Origin of the sequence: Arthrobacter sp. P2b (assembly GCF_900168295.1) — a bacterium.
Lineage (GTDB): Bacteria > Actinomycetota > Actinomycetes > Actinomycetales > Micrococcaceae > Arthrobacter.
In genome coordinates, this window is the sequence record NZ_FVZL01000002.1 from 30,707 (window position 1) to 52,399 (window position 21,693).

At 64.3% G+C, this 21,693-nt stretch carries 17 protein-coding genes; 5 read left to right on the forward strand and 12 right to left on the reverse strand.

Annotation, left to right across the window (positions count from 1 at the left end):
* Nucleotides 1-34: 34 nt before the first annotated feature.
* The 3 genes from fdhA to B5520_RS04760 all read right to left on the reverse strand — a co-directional run bounded on the left by fdhA (nt 35) and on the right by B5520_RS04760 (nt 4,069).
* Nucleotides 35-1,255 carry a formaldehyde dehydrogenase, glutathione-independent gene (fdhA, locus tag B5520_RS04750; RefSeq protein ID WP_079595940.1) on the reverse strand — a complete coding sequence of 407 codons (1,221 nt, stop codon included), beginning with the start codon at nt 1,253-1,255 and terminating at the stop codon, nt 35-37.
* Nucleotides 1,256-1,373: 118 nt separating this feature from the next.
* The gene (locus tag B5520_RS04755; protein WP_079595941.1) at nt 1,374-2,768 is read right to left on the reverse strand and encodes a ferredoxin reductase; all 1,395 of its coding nucleotides are present in this window, start codon (nt 2,766-2,768) and stop codon (nt 1,374-1,376) included.
* Nucleotides 2,765-4,069: an aromatic ring-hydroxylating oxygenase subunit alpha gene (locus B5520_RS04760; protein ID WP_079595942.1), complete on the reverse strand. Its 1,305-nt coding sequence runs from the start codon at nt 4,067-4,069 to the stop codon at nt 2,765-2,767. The genes B5520_RS04755 and B5520_RS04760 overlap by 4 nt, the downstream gene beginning before the upstream one ends.
* A 156-nt stretch (nt 4,070-4,225) precedes the next feature.
* Here B5520_RS04760 and B5520_RS04765 point away from each other — a divergent pair, with 156 nt between their 5' ends.
* Nucleotides 4,226-5,158 carry a LysR family transcriptional regulator gene (locus tag B5520_RS04765; protein ID WP_079595943.1) on the forward strand — a complete coding sequence of 311 codons (933 nt, stop codon included), beginning with the start codon at nt 4,226-4,228 and terminating at the stop codon, nt 5,156-5,158.
* A gap of 74 nt (nt 5,159-5,232) precedes the next feature.
* Here the strand turns inward: B5520_RS04765 and B5520_RS04770 are convergent, their stop codons facing one another.
* On the reverse strand, nt 5,233-6,024 hold the full coding sequence (locus tag B5520_RS04770; RefSeq protein WP_079595944.1) for a PIG-L deacetylase family protein: 792 nt from the start codon (nt 6,022-6,024) through the stop codon (nt 5,233-5,235).
* A gap of 182 nt (nt 6,025-6,206) precedes the next feature.
* On the opposite strand from B5520_RS04770, the gene B5520_RS04775 reads away from it, so the two are divergent.
* From B5520_RS04775 to pntB, 4 genes are all read left to right on the forward strand, one after another.
* Nucleotides 6,207-7,406 (forward strand): pyridoxal phosphate-dependent aminotransferase, encoded by a 1,200-nt coding sequence (locus B5520_RS04775; protein ID WP_079595945.1) that lies wholly within the window; start codon nt 6,207-6,209, stop codon nt 7,404-7,406.
* Nucleotides 7,403-8,362, forward strand: a complete 960-nt coding sequence (locus B5520_RS04780) for a 2-hydroxyacid dehydrogenase (RefSeq protein ID WP_079595946.1) — start codon at nt 7,403-7,405, stop codon at nt 8,360-8,362. The genes B5520_RS04775 and B5520_RS04780 overlap by 4 nt, the downstream gene beginning before the upstream one ends.
* 106 nt (nt 8,363-8,468) lie before the next feature.
* Nucleotides 8,469-10,025 (forward strand): Re/Si-specific NAD(P)(+) transhydrogenase subunit alpha, encoded by a 1,557-nt coding sequence (locus tag B5520_RS04785; RefSeq protein ID WP_079595947.1) that lies wholly within the window; start codon nt 8,469-8,471, stop codon nt 10,023-10,025.
* Entirely contained in the window at nt 10,022-11,497 is a 1,476-nt protein-coding gene (gene pntB / locus B5520_RS04790) for a Re/Si-specific NAD(P)(+) transhydrogenase subunit beta (protein WP_254865472.1), read from the forward strand. Before B5520_RS04785 ends, pntB begins: the two co-directional genes overlap by 4 nt.
* Nucleotides 11,498-12,008: 511 nt before the next feature.
* Here pntB and B5520_RS04795 read toward each other — a convergent pair.
* The 8 genes from B5520_RS04795 to B5520_RS04830 form a co-directional block, all read right to left on the reverse strand.
* Nucleotides 12,009-13,433, reverse strand: coding sequence for a glycoside hydrolase family 32 protein (locus tag B5520_RS04795; RefSeq protein WP_079595949.1), 1,425 nt, complete (start codon nt 13,431-13,433; stop codon nt 12,009-12,011).
* Nucleotides 13,434-13,603: 170 nt separating this feature from the next.
* Nucleotides 13,604-14,698 (reverse strand): ATP-binding cassette domain-containing protein, encoded by a 1,095-nt coding sequence (locus B5520_RS04800; protein WP_079595950.1) that lies wholly within the window; start codon nt 14,696-14,698, stop codon nt 13,604-13,606.
* Entirely contained in the window at nt 14,695-15,657 is a 963-nt protein-coding gene (locus B5520_RS04805) for an ABC transporter ATP-binding protein (protein ID WP_079595951.1), read from the reverse strand. Before B5520_RS04805 ends, B5520_RS04800 begins: the two co-directional genes overlap by 4 nt.
* Nucleotides 15,654-16,592: an ABC transporter permease gene (locus B5520_RS04810; protein WP_079595952.1), complete on the reverse strand. Its 939-nt coding sequence runs from the start codon at nt 16,590-16,592 to the stop codon at nt 15,654-15,656. The genes B5520_RS04805 and B5520_RS04810 overlap by 4 nt, the downstream gene beginning before the upstream one ends.
* A gap of 11 nt (nt 16,593-16,603) precedes the next feature.
* Nucleotides 16,604-17,581, reverse strand: a complete 978-nt coding sequence (locus B5520_RS04815) for an ABC transporter permease (protein WP_079595953.1) — start codon at nt 17,579-17,581, stop codon at nt 16,604-16,606.
* A gap of 142 nt (nt 17,582-17,723) precedes the next feature.
* Nucleotides 17,724-19,397 (reverse strand): ABC transporter substrate-binding protein, encoded by a 1,674-nt coding sequence (locus B5520_RS04820; RefSeq protein ID WP_079595954.1) that lies wholly within the window; start codon nt 19,395-19,397, stop codon nt 17,724-17,726.
* Nucleotides 19,398-19,475: 78 nt separating this feature from the next.
* Complete coding sequence (locus B5520_RS04825; protein ID WP_079595955.1) at nt 19,476-20,546, reverse strand: LacI family DNA-binding transcriptional regulator; 1,071 nt, start codon at nt 20,544-20,546, stop codon at nt 19,476-19,478.
* A 164-nt stretch (nt 20,547-20,710) separates the two neighbouring features.
* On the reverse strand, nt 20,711-21,667 hold the full coding sequence (locus B5520_RS04830) for a carbohydrate kinase family protein (protein ID WP_079595956.1): 957 nt from the start codon (nt 21,665-21,667) through the stop codon (nt 20,711-20,713).
* Between the last annotated feature and the right edge of the window lie 26 nt (nt 21,668-21,693).

A 21,693-nucleotide genomic window follows, 5' to 3' on the forward strand; every position in this document is an offset into this window, starting at 1 on the left:
GCCTGCCTGCAGGGAACCCTGCCTTGCCTGGGACTTAGTTGCTGAGGTAGCCGTTCGGGTCCAGGACATACTTTGTAGCGGCTCCGGCATCGAATTCCGCATACCCCTGCGGAGCATCCTCGAGCTTGATGGCCGTGGCGTTGACCGCCTTGGCGATCTGGATCCTGTCATGCAGGATCGCCATCATCAGCTGCCGGTTGTACTTCATGACCGGGCACTGGCCGGTCGCGAAGGAGAGGGATTTTGCCCAGCCGGTGCCAAGGGACAGGGACAGGCTGCCCTTCTGGGCCGCCTCGTCCACGGCACCCGGATCCCCGGTGACGTACAGGCCGGGAATGCCGACCGAGCCGCCGGCGGCGGTGAGGTCCATCAGCGAATTGAGCACGGTGGCCGGTGCCTCCTGGGCCCCGGCGCCGTGTCCGTGACCGCGGGCCTCGAAACCTACCGCATCGATGCCGGCATCGACTTCCCGGACGCCGAGCAGCTGCTCAATCTGGTCAGCCGGGTCACCGTTGGCCACGTTGACGGTTTCGCAGCCAAAAGAACGTGCCTGGGCCAGGCGATCCTCATTGAGATCCCCCACGATTACCACCGCGGCCCCCAGCAGTTGGGCACTTGCCGCCGCTGCAAGCCCCACTGGACCGGCGCCGGCAACGTAAACGGTGGACCCGACGCCGACACCTGCCGTGACAGCTCCGTGGAAACCGGTGGGGAGGATGTCCGAGAGCATGGTCAGGTCCATGATCTTCTCCAGGGCCTGATCGCGGTCCGGGAACTTCAGAAGGTTCCAGTCTGCGTAGGGGACCAGGACGTACTCGGCCTGGCCGCCGACCCATCCGCCCATGTCAACGTAGCCGTAGGCGGACCCGGGACGGTCCGGGTTCACGTTCAGGCAGATCCCGGTCTTGCGCTCCTTGCAGTTCCGGCAGCGCCCGCAGGAGATGTTGAAGGGGACAGAGACGATGTCCCCGACCTTGATGAACTCGACGTCGGGCCCGGTCTCGATGACTTCCCCGGTGATCTCGTGCCCCAGGACGAGGCCGGCCGGGGCTGTGGTGCGGCCACGAACCATGTGCTGGTCGGAGCCACAGATGTTGGTGCTCACGGTGCGCAGTATGACCCCGTGGGGGACCTTCCGGCCGACATTGACGGGATTAACGCCAGGGCCGGCCTGCAGTTCGAAGGTGGGATACGGAGTGTCGATGATTTCCACGATCCCCGGTTCCTTGTACGCAACGGCTTTGTTACCTGACAATGGATGGCTCCTATGGGTTGTATATCGAACCCTCACGTGATTCTGCTTGCAGCAGAATCACGTGAGGTAGTTTGTTGTCGGTTTTGGTGAAGGAAGTTCCTAGCGAAGCTGGAACCGGCTAGGCGTCGATTACCATGTCGGTCTTCGCGGTGGAGCAGCAGGGTAGGAACTTGCCTGCAGCGATTTCCCGTGCCCGGATGCCGCCCTGGTGGTTCATCTCAACGTCCCCGGAAAGCTTGACGACCTTGCAGGAGCCGCACATGCCTTCCTTGCAGTTCGCGCCGATTCTGACACCGGCCCGTTGTGCCGCCTCGAGGATGTGCTCGGCGGGGTCGATGCGTACGTTAATGCCGGTGCGCATGAAGGACAGGGTGAGGCTTCCCGTTCCGACTGTGTCGAAGCTGGAGGCATCTGGGGTCGCGGCCTCGGGCCGCGCGTCGGGAGAAGGCGCGTCCGGGTCCACGGTTTCCAGCGGCAGCCCCGTGGCCTTCAGGGTTCCCTCGGCGTCGTAGCCGGGCTCGTAGAGCCCGAACGCGGCGGGCTGGCTTTCATAGTAGTCCTCGGCGGAATCGGCGATTTCCTCGGCGATTTCCTCCGCAATGTCCACTGCAAGCGCGAGCTCCGCCTGGTATTCGAGCAGCGTCTGGCGGTCTCCGGAGAAGAATTCCATGTAGATGGAGGTGTCGTCGACGCCCACCTTTTGCAGGAGTTCAGTGGCGGTATTCAAGTAGCCTTCCGGGCCGCAGGCATAGACCTGGCGGCCGTTGGCATCGGGGGCCACCTCGTCGAGCATGGCCGCCGTCAGCCTTCCACTGAGCCCTTCCCAGCCCTCGGGTTTGCTGCGGTCACCCAGGGAGTAGAAGACCTTGATCCGCGAGTCCACGGAGGCGATGTAGGCCAGCTCCTTGTGGAAGGCGAAGCCTCCGGCCTCCGCTCCATGGTAGAGGACCACGACGTCGGCCTGTCCGGGCAGGGAGTGAATGGTCCGCACCATCGACATGATGGGAGTGATGCCTGCGCCGGCTGCCAGCAGGAGGTACCGTGCCCGCCGGTCGGCGTCGGGCAGGTGGAATGCCCCGACCGGGCCCAGCATCTCGAGGACGGTGCCGGGTTTGACGTTCTCGTGCACCCATGGCGAGACCAGACCAGTGGGATCACATTTGACGGTGATGTCGAAAGTCCACGGTTGGGTGGGTGAACTGGACAGCGAGTAGCTGCGGTCCGCCGGGTCCTGGCCCTCGCCGTTTACGGGAAATGCGACGTTCACGTACTGGCCCGGACGGAACGCCAGCGGCGCACCGTCGCAGCGGCGGAATACGAAGGTCATCATGCCGCCGGCCTCGGGCACGGTCTCGACACATTCGGCCATGAACTCCTGCGGATGCCAGGGGCCCAAGGCGCGGGCGGCACTGGCGGGTCCTTCGGTGCTGCCCATGACCCTGTTCCACGGCATCTCAAGACCGCGGATGCGCTGTGGTTCCTGGGTTGCCGTCTCAGTGAGGAGTTCAATCATGCCAAGTGCTCCTGCACGCGCTGCACGTACCAGTTGATGAAGGCCTCCACCTGGTACTCGCTCTTCATGTACGGGCCGGGCTCGTAGGCGGGGCTGCCGGCGCCCGTCTGGCACAGCTCCACGAACGCCTTGTCCTGCAGATTGGTCTGCTTCCAGGTGTAGGTGAGTTTGTCCAGGTCGTAGTCGACGCCTTCCTCGGCGTCGTCAGCTACCAGCCAAGTGGTGCGCACGAGGGTCTGGTGTTCGTTGATGGGGAAGACGCCGAAGGTGATGACGTGGTCTCCCAGGAAGTGGAACCAGCTGTTGGGCTGCAGGTGCATCGAGCAGCGGCCAAGGCGGAAGTCCCGCAAGTCACCGAGCAGTTTCTTGGAAAGCCGGCGCCCGTCGGGCGAGAACGATTCGCCTTCGCCGTCGAGCGATTCCCGTGAGATGCGGATTCCCGCGATACGCGTGTCAAGCTCCTCGACCACCTCGTAGGGGAGGCCATAGCGGCGGCAACGCTCCTCGAGCGAGGACTGTGCTTCCTTGTTGCGGTCCCACACTTCCTCGAGATGGGCCGGGATCAGGCCCTCCGTCAGGCCCCAGGTGGGAAAGAGGGAACAGGCGAGCTCCGGGTGGCCGTCGCAGTGGTAGCACTCACGGTTGTTCTCCATGACGAGCTTCCAGTTGCCTTCCTCAACGATGTTCTGCTGGTAGGCGATTTTCGTCTTCGACAGATCGTGGGGTGCAAGGTAAGGCTCGAAGATCTTAGAGGTTTCGTCAAAGTCGGCCGGCGGCTCGTCCGCAATGCAGACGAAGATGAGTCCGGCAACCTCGCGGCTGTGGGCGCGCTTGAGGCCGAAGCAGCTCTTGTCGAATTTCGTTTCCCCGGGTGCCGAGGCGTGGATCAGATTGCCCTCGGGGGAGTACGTCCAGGAGTGGTAGCCGCAGACCAGGTTTCCTGTTGACCCCGCAGTCTCGGTCAGGACGCGGGCGCCGCGGTGGCGGCATACGTTGTGCAGGACGTTCACGCCGCCGTCGTCGTTGCGCAGCACGATCAGGGAGTAGGGACCATAGTCGACGGTGACGTAGTCGCCCGGCTCCGGGAGTTCGGCAATGCTGGCGGCAAAAATCCAGTGCTGGCCAAAAATGGCTTCCATGTCGATTTTGAAAATCGTGGAATCGGTGTAGAAGGGTGCATCGAGGGAATACCCTGCGCGCCGGAAAGCGAACAACTCGGTGATTTCCGCCAGCTGCTCAGCAGGCAATGATGAGGCGAGTTTTCCGCGTGAATTGAGGGGCAGGTGCACTGGAGCAGTCATGGGTTTCCTCCCGGGAGGCGTGGGTACTTGTGAGATCTGTCGAGACCGCGGATGCGTGGTGCAACCGTTGCCAAAAGTCGTTGTTCCACGAGATTAGGGCGGCGCGGGCTGCAATAAAAGCGCAAGATTCCGGAGATAACAGTGCACAATAGGTGCATGATTGATCAACGCCTCACAACACTTCGGGTGTTTGCCCGATGCGGCACCGTCGGCGCAACCGCAGAGCTCTTGGGTTACTCTCCCTCCGCCGTCTCCGCACAACTGCGGGAGCTCCAGCGCGTCCTTGGAATGCAGCTGCTGACGAAGGACGGCCGGGGTGTGCGGCTGACCGCCACGGGCCGCTTTCTGGTGGAGGGCTCGGACGCCCTTGTTGCTGAATGGGAGAGCCTGCGGGCTGCGGCTATGGAGGCAGGCGACCAGGTGCAGTCCCGTTTTGGCCTCGGCGGATTCTCGACGGCGGCCGCCCAGTTACTCGCGCCCTTGGCCGCTGCCTTGCGCTCAACACGCCCCCTGCTGGAGGTGCAGGTTCTGGAAGCCGACCCGGACCGCTGCTTCGACTTGTTGGTTGCCGAGCGAATCGACCTCGCGGTCATCGTTGCCATGCAGTCCCACACCTATGTCGAGGACGATCCCCGCTTCGAGCAGACCGTTCTGCTTGATGATCCCCTGGACGTGATCATTCCCTCCGACCATCCGCTGGCATCGCGGGAAACGGTGACGCTCGAAGAGCTGGCGTCGGAACCCTGGATCACCGAGGCAGCCGGATCCACCTACCATTCCCTGTTCACCGCGGCGTTCACGGCAGTCGGGGTGACACCCCGTATTGCCCATGAGGCCGTTGAATGGGAAACCCAGATCGCCTTCGTTGGTGCCGGGCTGGGCGTAGGCCTGCTGCCGCGGCTGGCGCCCCTGCGCAGCGCCGAAAACGTGGTTCGACTGCGCATTACGGGCCAGGGGAAGCCCGCGCGCCGGATTGTCGCTGCGGTGCGCAGCGGCAGCATCGCATCGCCCCTGATCCAGGAATCGCTCGGCATTCTTCAGGACAGGGCCCATCGGATCCTCACGGCACGGCCCGAAGACGATCACTGAAGCAGCACGGTCACGGTTAGTTGCTGACGGGCAGGCAGGTCCACCCGCATTGAGGCGGGACGTTGAGGGGCAGCTCAGAGTCCCTCAAACAGGTCGGTCAGCAGCGGACTGTCCGGCAGCCTGGCCGGCCACGCGATGATCGAAGACTCCCGGGAAACGATTCTGGCCCACCGGCGCTCGTTCACGCCGGGGTCGACAATGACATGTCGCTGGGATTTGTGCTCCAAAAGGCCCGCGACGATCCGGTGCGCCAGCGTACTCGTGTCCACGTCAATATCGATCCACTCGTCCGGAACCGGGCGCAGATGGTATTCACGGGCAGGGTCCCAAGGGTCCAGGCCCTGTTGTTGGCGCCTCTGGTTCCAGCGTTCAAAGGTGGACGCGCGCAGGGCGCCGTGAACGAGCCGTTTCAATCCAGGGCCCGGAACCTGGCGTGCCCGTGTGAAGGCCTCGTCCGTGGCCCTGCCTATTGCGATATGGTCGCGGTGCCCTGTGATCCCGTCGGGCCCGAAAGTCGCCACTACCTGCGGGCGCTCCTGGAGCAGGATGGCCAGGATCCTCCTGACCAGCTCCTCGAAGTCCACTTCCGGGACGTGCCCGTCGTGGTAGTCCAGCCATTCGTGCCGGTCCGGAATGGTGCCGTGGGCCCGCCAGGCATTGACGCTTTCCTTTCGCCGCCACGTCCCTAGCTCCTGCGGCGTAGTGGGGACGCCCTCCGCGATCTGCCCGGCCCCGCCGTCGGTCGCAAGGACCAGGCAGAACCGGAACCCGGGGTCGTTCTCGTGCAGGGCGATGGAGCCCGCGCAACCATAGGCATCATCGTCGGGATGCGCAACCACCACCGCCAGCGAACGGGCTTCGTCCATAGGACAGAGGCTAAACCCCGCGCATCGAGAAATACAGACCACCCAGGGGTGCTCGACGACGACCTGCCGCCTTTACGGAAAGCGTTGCTCTTATATCTTTTTTCGGCTATTGATATATGAGTCCTATACTAGGGCTGCATCTGCGAAAGATGGATCGTCAACTCAATGAGGAGTGGAACAGCATGCAGCAACTCGCGCACCGGCTCGAACGTCTGGGCACCGAAACTGCCTTCAGCGTCGCCCAAGCCGCGGCCGCCTGGAAGGCGAAGGGTAATCCCGTGTTCCCCTTCCATCTTGGGGACATCAACATCCCCACGGCCCCGCATATCGTTGAAGCAATGAACCGGGCCATCGCCGACGGCCATACGGGTTACTGCCCCGGCCCCGGCATCCCGCAGCTTCGCGAAGCCCTCGCCGAGGATATCGGCGCCCGCCGGGGAATCCAGTTCTCGCCCGACAACGTCGTGGTGATGACGGGCGGCAAACCCGTCATCACCAAGTTCCTGCAGGCGGTCATGAACCCCGGCCAGGAAGTGCTCTATCCCAACCCCGGCTTCCCGATCTACGAATCGCAAATCGAATACCTCGGCGGCACGGCCGTGCCGTACCGCTACGTGCCCACAAGCCAGGGCTTCGCCATCGACCTCGACCAGGTGCGTGCATCGATCACCCCGAACACTGTCGCAATCATCTACAACGACCTGCAGAACCCCATCTCGGCCGAGTCGACGAGTGCGGAGCGGGAGGCAATCGCACAGCTCGCGCAGGAGCACGACCTCTGGGTCCTCTCCGATGAGGCGTACTTCGAGACGCGCTATGAGGGTGTCTCGAGCTCCATCGCGTCGCTTCCCGGCATGGCCGAGCGCACCGTGATCCTCTACACCTTCAGCAAGAAGTTCGCCATGACCGGATCCCGACTGGGCTGCGCCGTCGCCCCGGTCCAGGTTGCCAAAATCCTCAGCACACTCAACACCAATGACGAGTCGTGCACCACGCACTACGTGCAATGGGCCGGCATCGAAGCGCTCCGGGGCACCCAGGAGCCTGTACGGGAGATGCTCGACATCCTGCGAGGGCGCAGGGACGCCGCCTGCGAACTCGTGAACGACATTTCCGGCGTGCATGTCGCTGTCCCGCAGTCCACGTTCTACCTGTTCCCTGACGTCACCGACGCCATGCAGCGCATGGGTTACACAGCAGTGGGCGATTTCGCCTCAGCAGCCCTGTACGAGACCGGCGTCTCCTTCTGCACCCGGGAGCACTTCGGCCGCCGCCAGCCCGGTGAAGAGCGGCAGTACATCCGGCTCGCCTACTCGGGCATTGACGTCGCCGATATCCGCGACGGCCTCGGACGCCTCCGCAAGTGGATCGAGACCGCATGAGCCGGGTGGTCGTTACGGGACGTGTACCCGAAACCGCACTCGAGAAACTGCGCGCAGAGCACGACGTCGATGACTGGTCCGGTCCGGAGTCCATTGGCCGCGAGGAGCTCCTGCGCCGGGTAGCCGGGGCCGATGCCGTGGTGAGCCTGCTCACCGAACGCATCGACGCCGAGCTGCTGGACGCTGCGGGCCCGCAGCTCAAAGTGGTGGCGAACGTCGCCGTCGGTTATGACAACATCGACGTGCCGGCCTGCACCGCACGGGGCATCGTGGCCACCAACACGCCGGGCGTGCTCACGGAGGCCACCGCCGACATCGCGTTTGGCCTCATCCTCTCGGCAACGCGTCGGCTGGGCGAGGGGGAACGGCTCATCCGCTCCGGCCAGGCCTGGAAGTGGGGCATGTTCTTCCTGCTCGGCAGCAGCCTGCAAGGCAAGACCCTCGGCATCGTCGGGATGGGCGGCATCGGCCAGGCCACCGCACGCCGTGCCAAGGCCTTCGGCATGGAGATCGTCTACCAGTCGCGCAGTGAGATCGATCCAAGGGTGGCAGCCGAGCTGGGCGCCCGGCGGCTCGAGCTCGATGAGTTGCTGGCCACCTCGGACATCGTCTCGCTGCACTGCCCCTACGGGCCTGCCACCCATCACCTGATCGGCGCGGGGCAATTTGCGGCGATGAAGGATTCGGCATACCTCATCAATACTGCGCGGGGCCCGATTGTCGATGAAGCAGCACTCGTCGCTGCCCTTCGCGACGGGCAGATTGCAGGCGCCGGGCTCGACGTTTTCGAAAAAGAGCCCAGCGTGCACCCAGGATTGCTCGAGCTCGACAATGTGGTGCTCGTGCCGCACCTGGGCTCCGCCACTGTGGAGACGCGAACCGCAATGGCCATGCTTGCCGCCGACAATGCCCTCGCCGTGCTCTCAGGTGAACGGCCGCCTGCACCTATCGCCTAGGACAAACCAGCTGCCCCGAGCGACACAACAACGCGGCCAAGTAAGGCCCCTGTCCATTGGACGGCGGCAGCAATGACCGGGCATCACATCTTAGAGAGAAGAAATAGTGACACGTATTGGCATTGTGGCCGAGTTGGGCCGCGAAACACGGGTGGCGGCGACGCCTGTCACCGTGAAGCAGTTGTTGGGGTTGGGCTACGAGGTTGTGGTCGAGAAGGGTGCGGGGGAGTCAGCATCCTTCCGTGATGAGGCTTATGCCGAAGCGGGTGCCCTGGTTGTGGGTGCTGATGAGGCGTGGGGCAGCGAGGTGGTGTTGCGGATTAATCCGCCTACTGAGGATGAGATCGCCCGTCTCACCGTGGGTGCCACGCTGATCGGGTCGTTGAGCCCCGGATTGCGGCCGGAGTTGGTGGAAGCGTTGGCGGCGCGCCCGATCACGGCGCTGGCGTTGGATGCGGTGCCGCGGATCTCCCGCGCCCAGTCAATGGACGTGCTCAGCTCCATGGCAAACATTGCCGGGTACCGTGCCGTGATCGAGGCGGCGCATGAGTTCGGCCGGTTTTTCACCGGTCAGGTGACGGCGGCGGGCAAGGTCCCGCCCGCGAAGGTGCTGGTTGCCGGGGCCGGTGTCGCCGGGTTGGCGGCGATCGGCGCTGCGAGCAGCCTGGGCGCTATTGTCCGGGCGACGGATCCGCGGCCGGAGGTTGCCGATCAGGTGAAATCCATCGGCGGAACCTATCTAAAGGTCGAGGTCGCCGAAGAGATGAAGTCCACGGACGGGTACGCCAAGGCCACATCCGAGGCGTATAACGCCAGGGCTGCGGAAATTTACTCCGAGCAGGCAGCGGATGTGGACATCATCATCACCACTGCCCTGATCCCGGGACGCCCGGCGCCGAAGCTCCTCACCGCCGAGGACGTGGCAAGCATGAAGGCCGGCAGCGTGATCGTGGACATGGCAGCGGGCCAGGGCGGAAACGTCGAAGGCTCCGTCGCCGGGGAACGGATCGTGACGGACAACGGGGTGGTGATCCTCGGCTACACGGATCTGCCGGCCCGTTTGCCGGCCCAGGCGTCCCAGCTGTACGGGACGAACATGGTGAATCTGCTCAAGCTCCTGACCCCGGACAAGGACGGTCAGCTTCGGATCGATTTCGACGACGTGGTGCAGCGTTCGGTGACGGTGGTGCGTGAGGGTGAGAAGACGTGGCCGCCGCCCCCGGTCCAGGTCTCCGCCGCACCTGCGGTGAAGACCGACGCCGGAACGGCCGCCGAAAGTCAGGCACCGGAGAAGAAACAGGGCCTCAGCACAGCCGGCAAGGCAGGACTCTTCGCCGCGGGCATCGCGGTGCTGTTCGGGATCAACGCGGTGGCTCCGGCGCCGCTGCCGCAGCACTTCACGGTCCTGATGCTCTCCATCGTGGTCGGCTTCTACGTCATCGGGAAAGTCCACCACGCCCTGCACACGCCGCTGATGTCCGTCACCAACGCGATCTCTGGAATCATCGTCGTCGGGGCCCTGCTGCAGGTCACCTCCGAGAACATCGTGATGCAGGTCCTCGCCGCCGTCGCGGTCCTGCTGGCCAGCATCAACATTTTCGGCGGCTTCGCTGTCACCCGACGCATGCTCGCCATGTTCTCCGCCGGAAAGGTCCGTTCATGAGCGCCATCACCGATGCAGCAGCAACACTTACAAGGAGCTCTACCGTGACCGACGCCGTCTCCGGTCCATTGACCGCCGACTCCATCGCGGGGGCGGCCTACATCGTCGCGGCCCTGCTGTTCATCCTGTCCCTCGCCGGGCTCAGCAAGCACGAAAAAGCCCGCGCCGGGGTCGCCTACGGCATCACCGGCATGATAATCGCCCTCGCCGCCACCATCTGGCTGACACTCCAGGACGCCTGGGGCACCGGCCACGCCCTCACCGGCCTGGGCCTGCTGGTCGCCGCGGTCGCCGTCGGCGGTGCCATCGGACTCTGGCGCGCCCGGGTGGTCGAAATGACCGGCATGCCCGAGCTCATCGCCCTGCTGCACAGCTTCGTGGGCCTCGCCGCGGTCCTCGTGGGCTGGAACGGACACCTCGAAGCCCCCGCCCTGTCTTCGGACCTGATGGCGATCCACCACGCCGAGGTCTTCATCGGCGTGTTCATCGGTGCCGTGACCTTCACCGGCTCGATCGTGGCGTTCCTGAAACTCTCGGCACGGATGAAATCCTCACCCCTGATGCTGCCGGGCAAAAACGGGATCAACCTCGGGGCGCTGGCCGCGTTCATCGCCCTGACCGTCTGGTACGTCAACGACTCCCAGCTCTGGCTCCTCATCGTCGTCACCGTCCTGGCCCTGGGGCTGGGCTGGCACCTGGTCGCCTCCATCGGCGGCGGCGACATGCCCGTCGTCGTGTCCATGCTCAACAGCTACTCCGGCTGGGCCGCCGCCGCGGCGGGCTTCCTGCTCAACAACGACCTGCTCATCATCACCGGTGCCCTGGTCGGCTCATCCGGCGCGTACCTCTCCTACATCATGTGCAAGGCCATGAACCGGTCCTTCATCTCCGTGATCGCCGGCGGGTTCGGCATCGCCGCCCCCGCCAGCAAAGGAGACACGGACCACGGCGAACACCGCGAAATCACCGCCGAGGCCACAGCGGAAATGCTCACCAACGCCTCGTCCGTTGTCATCACCCCCGGCTACGGCATGGCCGTCGCCCAAGCCCAGTACCCCGTGGCCGAACTCGCCCACCAGCTCCGTGAAAAGGGCGTAAACGTCCGGTTCGGGATCCACCCCGTCGCCGGGCGCCTTCCGGGGCATATGAACGTCCTGCTTGCCGAAGCCAAAGTCCCCTACGACATCGTCCTGGAAATGGACGAAATCAACGACGACCTCGGCGACACCTCCGTGGTCCTGGTCATCGGCGCGAACGACACCGTCAACCCCGCCGCCGCCGAAGACCCCGGAAGCCCCATCGCGGGCATGCCCGTCCTCAAAGTCTGGGAAGCCGAAAATGTTGTGGTGTTCAAACGCTCCATGGCCGCCGGCTACGCAGGAGTCCAAAATCCGCTCTTTTTCAGGGACAACTCCCAAATGCTCTTCGGCGACGCCAAAACCCGCGTCGAAGACATCCTCAAAGCGTTCTGATTACGAGACGAGAGACCATGACCCTGTCCCGAATATTTCGTAACAGCACTCCCAGCATGGCGACGCGGCTCCGTGAACCGGAGCCAATCACCGAACAAGCACAAGCACCAGCGCAGCTTGTCAGTTTCATCGACGAATTCCATGCATCAGCGTGGGTAGGACTCCACCACAGACACGAGTTTTTGCTCCATTACAAGCACGAGCTTTTGGAGCACCAGCATCCAGTGGCCGGTGGGCGTTGGTGACCTGACAGGTCACACTTAGGAGCAACTGGCTGCCCGAGCGATGCAACAAAAACGAGTACGAGCCCCGTCCCGGAGGGACAGGGCTCGTACCCGTTAAGTAGCGGGGCCGGCGGCGGCTGGGGGAGGTGCACGTGGTCTCAGCCGTACACCTTCGCCGCCGGCTCCGCTGTCAACAGTACGGATGCGACCCGAGGGTTACCCGGGTAACGGGTACCCGATTCCCGTGGAAGCCTTACTTGCCCGAGCCTGCCGGGACCGTGCCCGGACTAATGCGTCGCCTTGATTTCGTGGATGGTCAGGTCACGGAAAGTGGCGGCTCCTTCGTGGGCGTACAGGCGGATCCCGCTGTCGCCTTCAAGAGGGAAGACCCGGTGCGAGTGCACCACCCGTCCGTCTCCGACGAACATCTCCACGCTCGTGCGGTCGACGAGGATGCGGATGGTGAGCCTTCCCGTCGAGGGGTCAATCGGCGTCCGGGTTTCACCGCCGGTTGGGTTGATAGTTGGGCGCCTGTTCACGTAAACGAAGGGACCCCGCAGGAATGCGCCGGCGGCGACATGCCGGCCGCCGCCCGGTGCACGGCATACTTCCAGACCCACGTTGGCAGGCGGGGAAGCGGGGTCCCACATTAGCTCGCAGGTAAGGTCGTAAGCGGCTGTGCGAACGTCGAGGTCCCGGGTGCCCCGTACAACGACGTCGCCCAGGAGATGCGTGCGCTTCACATGGTTTTGCAGCGCCGACGTGGGGGCGGAAACGAGGTGGTACACACCGTTCGTGTGTTTGAGGCGGACGTCGCGCACGATCATGTCATCGCCGTTGTAGCCGTCGGTCTCGAGGGTGGGTGTGTTGTGGGGGTAGTCCCAGAAGTTCGCCCACCCGATCGCCCGGCGGAGGGTCTGATCTTCCGCACCCGAGGCGTCGTGATGCGGATAGGTGACTGCTCCATAAAAGTCGTAGCCATAGTCGAGCCATTCGGGCTCGGCATGATCAGGCGTGAAAGACGTGCCGTCGAAGGTGCCGGTCCAGTACGCGTAGGTGGCGGGCAGGCCGCGGCCTTTGCCGTTGGCGCTCGTGCCGAGGATCCAGTGCGTGCTGCCGTCGTCGGCGGTCATCCGGAAGATATCAGGGCATTCCAGCAGCCCAAGATCGGTACGCACGAATTCGCCGACGCGCTTCCAGGACCGCAGGTCGGCCGATGTGTAGAAGCCGAGCTTTTGCCCCTCGGCGTTCATCATGAACCATCGCCCGCGGTCAGCGTCCCAGATCACCTTGGGATCACGGAAGTCATGCACTCCGGGGTTCGGCAACACGGGGGCTGTACCCCCGGGCTGGAACGAGCGTCCCCGGTCGGTTGAGTACCACAGGTACTGAGCCTGGCGGCCATTCGGCGCCTGCGTGACGAGGGCTATTACCGCACCCTCGCCATACCCGGCGGTATTCCGCTCGTCGACCACAAGGGATCCTGACCAGCAGTCGCCGTTGCCGTCGCTGAATTTGGGGATCGCGACGCCGCGGTCGGTGAATGCCACGTGATCCGTGGTGGTGGCGCGGCGCCACGACGTGCCTCCGCCGCCCTGCAGGTAGTCGGCGTTGTACAGGTAGTAGTAGTGGTATTCCCCGTCCAGGTAGATGGGGCGCTGGGGGTCGTTCTTCCAGTTGTCGGGGACGCTGAAGTGATAGGTCGGGCGCATCCGGCGTGATCCTTTTGACAGTGAGCCCTTTGATCCGGGGTCAGGCGTCTTCGCCGGCGCGGCTGCAGCGGGTTCGGCGAAGGAGGCTGAAAGTGCAAGCGATCCGCTGAGTGCAGCCACCCCGCTTCCCCTAAGGATTGCACGGCGGGAGACCGGGGGTGGCAGTTCAGTCATGCGGATGCCTTTTCTTGAACGTTCGACGGCGGGACGTTGGGTTGGGCCGGTTCGCCCGCCAGGGCGTGGCCGCCGGCACCAGCCCAGGGCCGGTAGAGGTGGCAGCGCACCCAGTGGCGGTTTGCAGGGTCACCAACCTGATGGCGCACGGGTTCCTCGGCCGAACAGGCCTGGTTCGTGTCGCCGTCGTAAGCGCACGTCGTTGAAGCCATGACCGCTTGCCGCAGTTCGGCCCGGCGGACGGGATCGTATGAGCCTGCCCGCGCGGGGTCCGGGACAGCCGACACCAGGAGTTGCGTGTAGGGGTGCGCGGGGTTTGCCAGCAGGTCCAGGGACTCGCCCTCCTCAACAACTTCACCCGCGAACATCACGGCCGTCCGGTCCGCCAGGTAGCGGGCGGACGCGAGGTCGTGGGTGATGTAGAGCATCGAGATTCCCTGCTCGTCGCGGAGCTTGCGCATCAGGTTCAGCACGCCGATGCGGACGGACACATCCAGCATCGAGGTGGGCTCGTCAGCCAGGATGACTTGTGGTTCGACGGCGAGGGCCCGGGCAATCGCAACGCGTTGGCGCTGGCCGCCGGAGAGCTCGTGCGGATACGAGTTCAGCATGTCAGCCTGCAGGCCAACAGTGGTCATGAGGTCTTCGAGACGCCGCCGGGTCTCCTCCTCGGTGCCGCCACTTTTCCCGTGGATCGCCAGCGAACGCCGCAGGAAATGCTCGATTCTGTGGGCAGGGTTCAACGAACCGAAGGGGTCCTGGAAGACCATCTGCAGCTGGGACCGAAACGCACGCGACGCCTGGAAACGATCGCGTTTGAGGATGTCGACGCCGTCGATCAGGATCGCGCCGGAGTTCGGCTTCTCGAGCCGGGCCACACAGCGGGCCAGGGTGCTCTTGCCAGAACCGGACTCGCCGACAAGCGCCACGATTTCGCCGCGGCCGATGGTCAGGTCCACGCCGTGCAGGGCGCGGACCGACGAGCGGGTGAACAGTCCTCCAATGGGGAACGACTTACCCAGGCCACGAATTTCAAGGGCGGGTGTGCTGGTGGTGGACCCAGCCGCCGGCAACGTCAGGGAGTGGCTCATCGTGCGGCTCCTTCCAGGTTTGCGGAATCAATGACTGAAGCGTCGGCACCAAACGGGGCCACCAAATGGCCCGGCGCAGCCTCGCCCAGGTCCGGAATGTTCCGGAACTTCACGCCGTCGGGCAGTCCCGTCAGCGGAACCCGCGGGCCGGTGAGCGGCGGGAACGCGCCCATCAGCGCCTGCGTGTAGGGGTGAAGGGGGTTGGCGTAAACGTCCTGTGCTTTCGCGGTCTCCACGATCCTGCCGCCGTACATCACGGCCATGCGGTGCGAGAGTTCCACCATGAGCGACATGTCGTGCGTGATAAAGAGGACAGAGAAGCCGAGCTCGCGCTGGAGGTCCTTGATCTGCGCCATGATCTCCTGCTGCACCACCACGTCCAGCGCGGTGGTGGGTTCGTCGAGGATCAACAGCGACGGCTTGAGTGCCACCGCCATCGCTATGACAGCGCGTTGACGCATGCCGCCCGAGAGCTGATGTGGGTAAGACTTGAGGCGCGCCGGGTCTATCCTCACGAGTTCCAGCAGTTCAGCGGCGCGCCGCAGGGATTCCTTGCGGGAGTAACCGGCGTGGGTAGTAAAGATGTCCACGATCTGTTCGCCGATGGTCAGCACCGGGTTGAGCGAGTTCATGGCCGACTGGAAGACCATGGCCACGTCCTGCCAGCGGAAGCGCCGCAGCTCCTCCGGGCTCATGGCCAGGACGTCCTTGCCGCCGAAGGAAATGCTGCCGCCTGCGATCTTCGCAGGATCCTTCAGGAGCCGCATGATCGAATTGGCGATGGTTGACTTCCCGCAGCCGGATTCGCCCGCCAGCCCGAAGACCTCACCGGTGCCGATGCTGAAGGAAACACGGTCCACGGCGGTGGTGGAGCGGGTGTCGCCGATGTACTTGACGGTGAGGTCCTTGACGTCCAGGACAGGTTCGTGGGAGCCGAAGGAAACTTGGGAGATGGTCATTTGGCCGCGCTCCTTTCGGTGTCTTTCGGGGTTTTGATCTTCCGCAGCCGCGGGTTGGTGACCTCGTCCACGGCATAGTTGATGAGGGCAAGGGCGAAGGCGACCAGCGCGATGCAGACGCCCGAGGGAACGAACACCCACCAGCTGCCGGTCAGCAGGGCGCCTTCGTTGCCTGCCCAGAAGAGGTTGTTGCCCCACGAGACCGTGCTGGCATCGCCCAGGCCCAGGAACTCCAGGCCTGCTTGGGCACCGATGCCGTAGATGACGCAGGCCAGCAGCGTGCCCATCACGATCGAGGCCATGTTGGGCAGGATTTCGCGGAACATGATCCGGCCGGCCCGTTCACCGGACACCACGGCCGCGGCCACAAAGTCCTTCGAGCGGATGGACAGGGCCTGCGAGCGCAGGACGCGCGCTGAGCCTGCCCAGCCGGTGACCACCAGGACAAGAATCACTGTGCCCAGTCCCGGAGGGAGGAACGCGGCCAGGATGACCAGCAGCGGCAGGCCGGGAAGGAGCAGGAAGACGTTGGTTACCAGGGACAGCGCTTCGTCGATGAACTTGCCGAAGTACGCCGAGGCAAGTCCCACCAGGATGCCGACGAAGGTGGACGCGAAGCCCACGGTGAGTCCCACGAACAGCGAACTCCGGGAGCCGTGGACCGTCAGCGCGAGCACGTCCTGACCCTTGGCTGTAGTTCCCAGCCAGTGCTCGGCTGATGGTTCCATGGATGCCATGGCGGTGATCCGCGACGGGTCGCCGGGGAAGAGTACCGGTGCCAGCAGGGCCAGTGCGATGAAGACGAGCATCACGGCCATGCCTGTGAGGGCTTTTTTGTTGGTGAGGATGCCGTGAACGAAGCTGCGGTTGGGCTTGCGGGCCGCCGGGGTTTTGGCGGCCGTTGTGCCGGGTTGCTTCAGGATTGCGGTTGTCATGATCGCTCCCTCTAGTTACTGCGCACGCGCGGGTCGAGGCGGACGTAGAGGATGTCCACCAGGAAGTTGGCCAGCAGCACGGCGGCGGTGATTGTCAGGAACAGGCCCTGCATGAGCGGGTAGTCGAGGCCCTGGACGGCGTTGAGGAGCTGGTAGCCGACGCCGGGGTAGGCGAACACCACCTCGGTGAGCAGCGCGCCGCCCACCACGAATCCCAGCCCCATGCCGAAGCTTGTGACGGACGGGAGCATGGCGTTGCGGGCTGCGTAGCGGAGCATGATGCGGCCCGGGCGGAGTCCCTTGGCCTCGGCCATGGTGATGTAGTCCTCGGAGTTGGTGGCGATCATGGTGTTCCGCATGCCCAGCATCCAGCCCCCGATGGAGACCAGCACGATGGTCAATGCCGGAAGCACCAGGTGGGCGCCGACGTCGCCAATGAACTCCCACGTGAACCCTGGCTCCAAACCGGCAGTGAAGGCGTGCCGGATGGGGAACCAGTTCAGGACCACCCCGAACAGGTACAGTGCACCCATCGCGAGCCAGAAGTAGGGGAACGAGCCGATGAACACGAGCAGCGGCGGAAGCGCGGAGTCGACCGCGCCGCCGCGGCGCCAGGCTGCAAGGACACCCAGCAGGTTACCCACGACGGCGGCAATCACCAGGGCGGTTCCGCCGAGCAGGAGGGTCCACCCGATCTGGGACGAGATGACCTCGGTGACCGGGGTGGGGAACCGGGAGATGGAAACGCCCATTTGCCCTGTGAAGATGTTGGTCATGTAGCCGATGTACTGCTCCCAGAGGGGCCGGTCATCGACACCCAGCAGCTTTCGCAGGGCCTCAATCTGTTCGGGCTGCATTCTGTCCTGGGAGCGGGCGAACATACGGGAGACGGGGTCTCCCGGCATGAAGCGGGGGAGCAGGAAATTCAGGGTGATGGATGCCCAGAAGGCAATCAGGTAGAAACCCAGGCGGCGCAGGATGAAGCGCACGGTTTCCCTCCATTCGGGAATTACGGAAAGTTTGGGGGCTGGCCGCCGGATGATCCGGCGGCCAGCTAATGCGGGCGGCATGGGCCCACACCGCCCGGGTTCCCTGGCCGAAGCGAAGCGAGGCCAGGGAGGCGGTGGGGTGTTATTTGCGCGGTTCCAGCGTGGTCAGCACCAGCACAGTAGAAGGTGAGCGGACTGAAAGGGTTGCGTAAGGGTTGTCCTCGGTGGGCCAGCCGGTGAAGCGGGTGTCATTGAACGCGCCCCACTCCGGACCGGAGAACAGCGGCACCAGCGGTGCGGCGTCGTCGTATTCTTCCTGCAGCTTGTTGGCGATGTCCTTCTGTTTGGACTCGTCGGCCTCGGCAGCGAACTCCGCCAGCAGGGCGTCGGCTGTGGTGTCGCCGAAGCGGTGGTAGTTGTCGAACGTCTTGGTGCCCACGGGCTTGACCGTCGCAGTGCCCATGGCGGCGTTGAAGTACTTGTACGGGCTGGGATCGTTGGCGCTCCAGACGATGCCGGAGTCGAAGTCGCCCGTCTCGTAGCCGGCAACCACGGCAGCCCAGTCCGGTGACTCCACCTTTGCCGTGACGCCGACTTCTGCCAGGTTCTGCGCGATCACATTGGCCACGGACAGCCAGTCGGAAGAAGACGCTCCCACAGAGATCTTGAATTCGAACGGCTTGCCGTCCTTGAGCGTCCGCTTGCCGTCGGCACCCTTCGGGTAGCCCGCCTTGTCCAGCAGCTCATTGGCCTTCTGGACGTCCAGCTTGGTCCAGGTGCAGTTCTCCTTGACCTCGTTGTTCTTCCAGGTCTCGTAGTTACCGGACAATCCGGTGCAGTCTGCAGGCTCGGCGTAACCGCCCATCCCGATCGTGGTGACCTGCTCCCGGTCCACGGCCATGCTCAGGGCCTTACGGACATCAACATCGTTGAAGGGGGCCTTGGTGGTGTTGAGCTGCCAGTTGATCATGGCGCCTGTGGCCGGGAACCAGTAGTGGCGGTGTTCCTTGTCCTTGGAAACGAACGTCTTTTCGATGTTCGGGATGTACTGCGGGGCCCAGTCCACGTCGCCGTTCGCGGCGGCGAGGTTGGCGCCGTCGTTCCCTGCAAAAGCGAGCATCTTGATACCGGCAATCTTCTGCTTGTCCGGCTGCCAGTAGTTGGGGTTCTTCTTGAGCACAAACGACTGGGCCTGGAAACTGTCAACCTCGGTGTAAGGGCCTGTGCCGACGGGCTTGGCATTGGCGTCCTTCTCCGGATCGGCAAGGGCGGACCATACGTGCTTGGGCAGGATGGTGAGGTGCCCGACGTCGTAGAGGGCCGGCGACCAGGGCTTGTTGAAGGTGAACGTGACCTTATTGCCTTCGGCGCTCACGGTGTCAAGGTACTCGAAGCCGCCCTTGATCTTTTTCTGGAGCTCGAAGGTGTAAGCGACGTCCTCGGCCACGAAGGGCTGGCCGTCGGACCACTTAACGCCGTCGCGCAGGGTGAAGGTGATCGACTTGCCGTCGTCGGCGGCCTTCCATTCAGTGGCCAGCCACGGCACAGTGTCACCCTTGGCCGGGTTGAAGATCAGCAGCGATTCGTAGATGGACTGCTGGACCATTGGGTTGACGGTGGGAGCGAACGGGTTGAAGTTCTGCACGAACGTGCCCATGTCCTCACGCGGAATGGTGAGGAAGGCGCTGGCGTTCGCCGCGGCATCGGTGCCGGCAGACTTGTTGCCGCTGGCTGCACAGCCGGTCAGCAGCAGTGCGCCTGCCGCCAGGCCGGCCGCCGTGATGCGGGCAGCCCTCAGGAATCGGGGTTGTGTCATGATGGTTGTCTCTTTCCTATCTTCATCTGCAAGGTGAAGGGGTGGGGGAGGGGTTGCTCTTCGAAAGTGATTTCGCGGTCAGACCGAAGAGCGTTCTAGCAGCGGACAGCCGACTAATTGCTGGTCGGCAATTATCGGCTGTCCTGCTGTAAGGGCTGCGAGCGTCTGGACTCCCAGGGCGCCCATTTTTTCGAACGGCAACGCAACCGTGGTCAGCTTGGGCCTGAGGTAGGCCGCAATCAGTTCCTGGTTGTCGAAGCCGATCACGGCGATGTCTCCGGGGATGGTCAGGCCCCGTTCCTTGATGGCGTCGTAAGCGCCCATCGCCATGCGGTCGTTGAGGCAGAACAGCGCGCTTGGCCTGTCCTCCTGTGGGTAGCGGTCCAGGATGCGGCACGCGGCCTCATACCCGCCGTCCGCCGTTGCGTATCCGGGCACCACGAGCTCGGGATCCAGCTCGAGTCCGGCTTCGGCGAGTGCTTCGCGTGCACCCGCCAAACGCCCGACTGCAGCTGGAATGACCGGGTCAAGGTTGATGACTCCGATCCGGGTGTGGCCCGCCTGGAGCAAACGTTCGACGGCGACGCGTCCGCCCGCACGCTCGTCGGGGACGATCGAGGGCAGCTTTCCATCCGCGTCGAAGCAGTTGATCAAGACGGTGGGTACTTCATTGGCGCTCTCCGGAACGTGGACGCCGCGGTGAAAAGTTGCTGCGTACAGAAGTCCTTCCACCCGCTGCTCCAGCAGCTTTTCGGTTGCGGCATCTTCCAGGCCCTGGTTGGGTCCCACGGCATCGGCCTGGTCGGAGGGCGCGATGAGCAGGAACTTGCGGTCGAGCCAGGCTTGGTCTTGTGCACCCTTGATGATGTCGACGGCGAATGGGGCCGTCACGATCTCGGTGACAATCCCGTACCAATCACTTCGCTGCGATGCCAGTGCCCGTGCTCCGGCATTCGGGCGGTAGCCCAGCGCCTGAACAGCTTCGATGATCCGGGAGCGGGTTTCCTCGGAGATGCTGGCATTTTCGCGGTTGCTCAACACGAACGAGACGGCAGTCCGGGAAACGCCGGCGTGCTTGGCCACATCATTCATGGTGACACCCCGCTGCCGCGCAGCCGCAGCATGATTTGAGGTGGTGGTCTTCGCCATTGAATGCTCCGGAGATCGTGGTGATGTTGCCTGCGAGTAACGCGCGTTACTAGTGCGTGTGATAGAGGTTACGCGCGTTACTCTCGCACTGTCAAGGGGTATTTTTCTTGGCTGTGGGGTCAGTGCCGCGCGCCTGTCCCATGGCGCCGCGGGGAGGGTGGGTGCTACGGGTGGGACTGCAGCTGGGGCTGATGCTGGAGGCTGGCGCGAAGTTCATCTTCAGTTGGAAGCCGGGCGCCGGCCCGGGATACGGTGATCGCGGCCGCAGCGGCCGCCATGCATCCCAGCTGGTCAAGGACTGCAGGCGCCAGGCCCCCGGCACCGCGGGTGACGAGTCCCAGGATCAGGGCCGCCATGTATGAGTCACCGGCGCCGATGGTGTCAACAACGGACGTCTTCACTGCAGGGACGGTAAGGGACGCGGCGGGTGTGGCGAGCAATGAACCTGATGGACCCGCGGTGATGACGGCCAGGTCCGCCCCCAGGCCCAGGATGTGCGTCGCGGTTTCCTCGAGGCCCTTTTCCGGGTACAGCCATCCGGCGTCCTCATCGCTGAGTTTGACGACGCCGGTGAGGTGCACCAGTTCCTCGAACGTGCGCCGTGCTTCGGCATGGGTTCCGAGCAGGGCTGGCCTGATGTTGGGGTCGTAGGTGATGATGCACTGGCTGCGGAGCTCCTGGAGGATGGCCTTGACTCCACCTGCGCCCGGTGGCAGGAAACTTGCGATCGAACCGGTGTGGAGGACCTTGGGTGGGGTGAGAGCAAGGTCCGGCGCTTTCACATCCCAGGTGATGTCGAAGGCGTAGCCCGCCGAGCCGTCGCCGGCGATGGTGGCAGTTGCCGTCGACGTTCTCTCCTGGGAGCGGGAGCCGGGCAAGAGCGCCACCCCGGCGCCGGTGAGGTGCTCCTCGAGAGCATCACCGCGGCGGTCAGCGCCCATGGAGGTGAGCAGCCCGGTACTGACTCCCAGCCGGGCCAGGCCGTAGGCGACATTCGCCGGCGACCCGCCGGGGTGTTCGTTGGTGCCCCCTGGCGTGGTGACGACGTCGATGAGGGCTTCCCCGATAACGACGACGTCCAGCACCTGCCGCGGAGAGAGCGGCTTGCCGTTGTTGTGCATGTTTGTTTTTCCTTGCTGTGGGTGCC

Excerpts from the sequence above, each read along its gene's own strand:
- B5520_RS04760 (WP_079595942.1), bottom strand. The coding sequence starts at position 4,069 with ATGACTGCTCCAGTGCACCTGCCCCTCAATTCACGCGGAAAACTCGCC.
- B5520_RS04825 (WP_079595955.1), bottom strand. The coding sequence starts at position 20,546 with ATGGCGAAGACCACCACCTCAAATCATGCTGCGGCTGCGCGGCAGCGG.
- B5520_RS04800 (WP_079595950.1), bottom strand. The coding sequence starts at position 14,698 with ATGAGCCACTCCCTGACGTTGCCGGCGGCTGGGTCCACCACCAGCACA.
- B5520_RS04780 (WP_079595946.1), top strand. The coding sequence starts at position 7,403 with ATGAGCCGGGTGGTCGTTACGGGACGTGTACCCGAAACCGCACTCGAG.
- B5520_RS04810 (WP_079595952.1), bottom strand. The coding sequence starts at position 16,592 with ATGACAACCGCAATCCTGAAGCAACCCGGCACAACGGCCGCCAAAACC.
- B5520_RS04765 (WP_079595943.1), top strand. The coding sequence starts at position 4,226 with ATGATTGATCAACGCCTCACAACACTTCGGGTGTTTGCCCGATGCGGC.
- B5520_RS04830 (WP_079595956.1), bottom strand. The coding sequence starts at position 21,667 with ATGCACAACAACGGCAAGCCGCTCTCTCCGCGGCAGGTGCTGGACGTC.
- pntB (WP_254865472.1), top strand. The coding sequence starts at position 10,022 with ATGAGCGCCATCACCGATGCAGCAGCAACACTTACAAGGAGCTCTACC.
- B5520_RS04805 (WP_079595951.1), bottom strand. The coding sequence starts at position 15,657 with ATGACCATCTCCCAAGTTTCCTTCGGCTCCCACGAACCTGTCCTGGAC.
- B5520_RS04775 (WP_079595945.1), top strand. The coding sequence starts at position 6,207 with ATGCAGCAACTCGCGCACCGGCTCGAACGTCTGGGCACCGAAACTGCC.
- B5520_RS04755 (WP_079595941.1), bottom strand. The coding sequence starts at position 2,768 with ATGATTGAACTCCTCACTGAGACGGCAACCCAGGAACCACAGCGCATC.
- B5520_RS04795 (WP_079595949.1), bottom strand. The coding sequence starts at position 13,433 with ATGCGCCCGACCTATCACTTCAGCGTCCCCGACAACTGGAAGAACGAC.
- B5520_RS04770 (WP_079595944.1), bottom strand. The coding sequence starts at position 6,024 with ATGGACGAAGCCCGTTCGCTGGCGGTGGTGGTTGCGCATCCCGACGAT.
- B5520_RS04820 (WP_079595954.1), bottom strand. The coding sequence starts at position 19,397 with ATGACACAACCCCGATTCCTGAGGGCTGCCCGCATCACGGCGGCCGGC.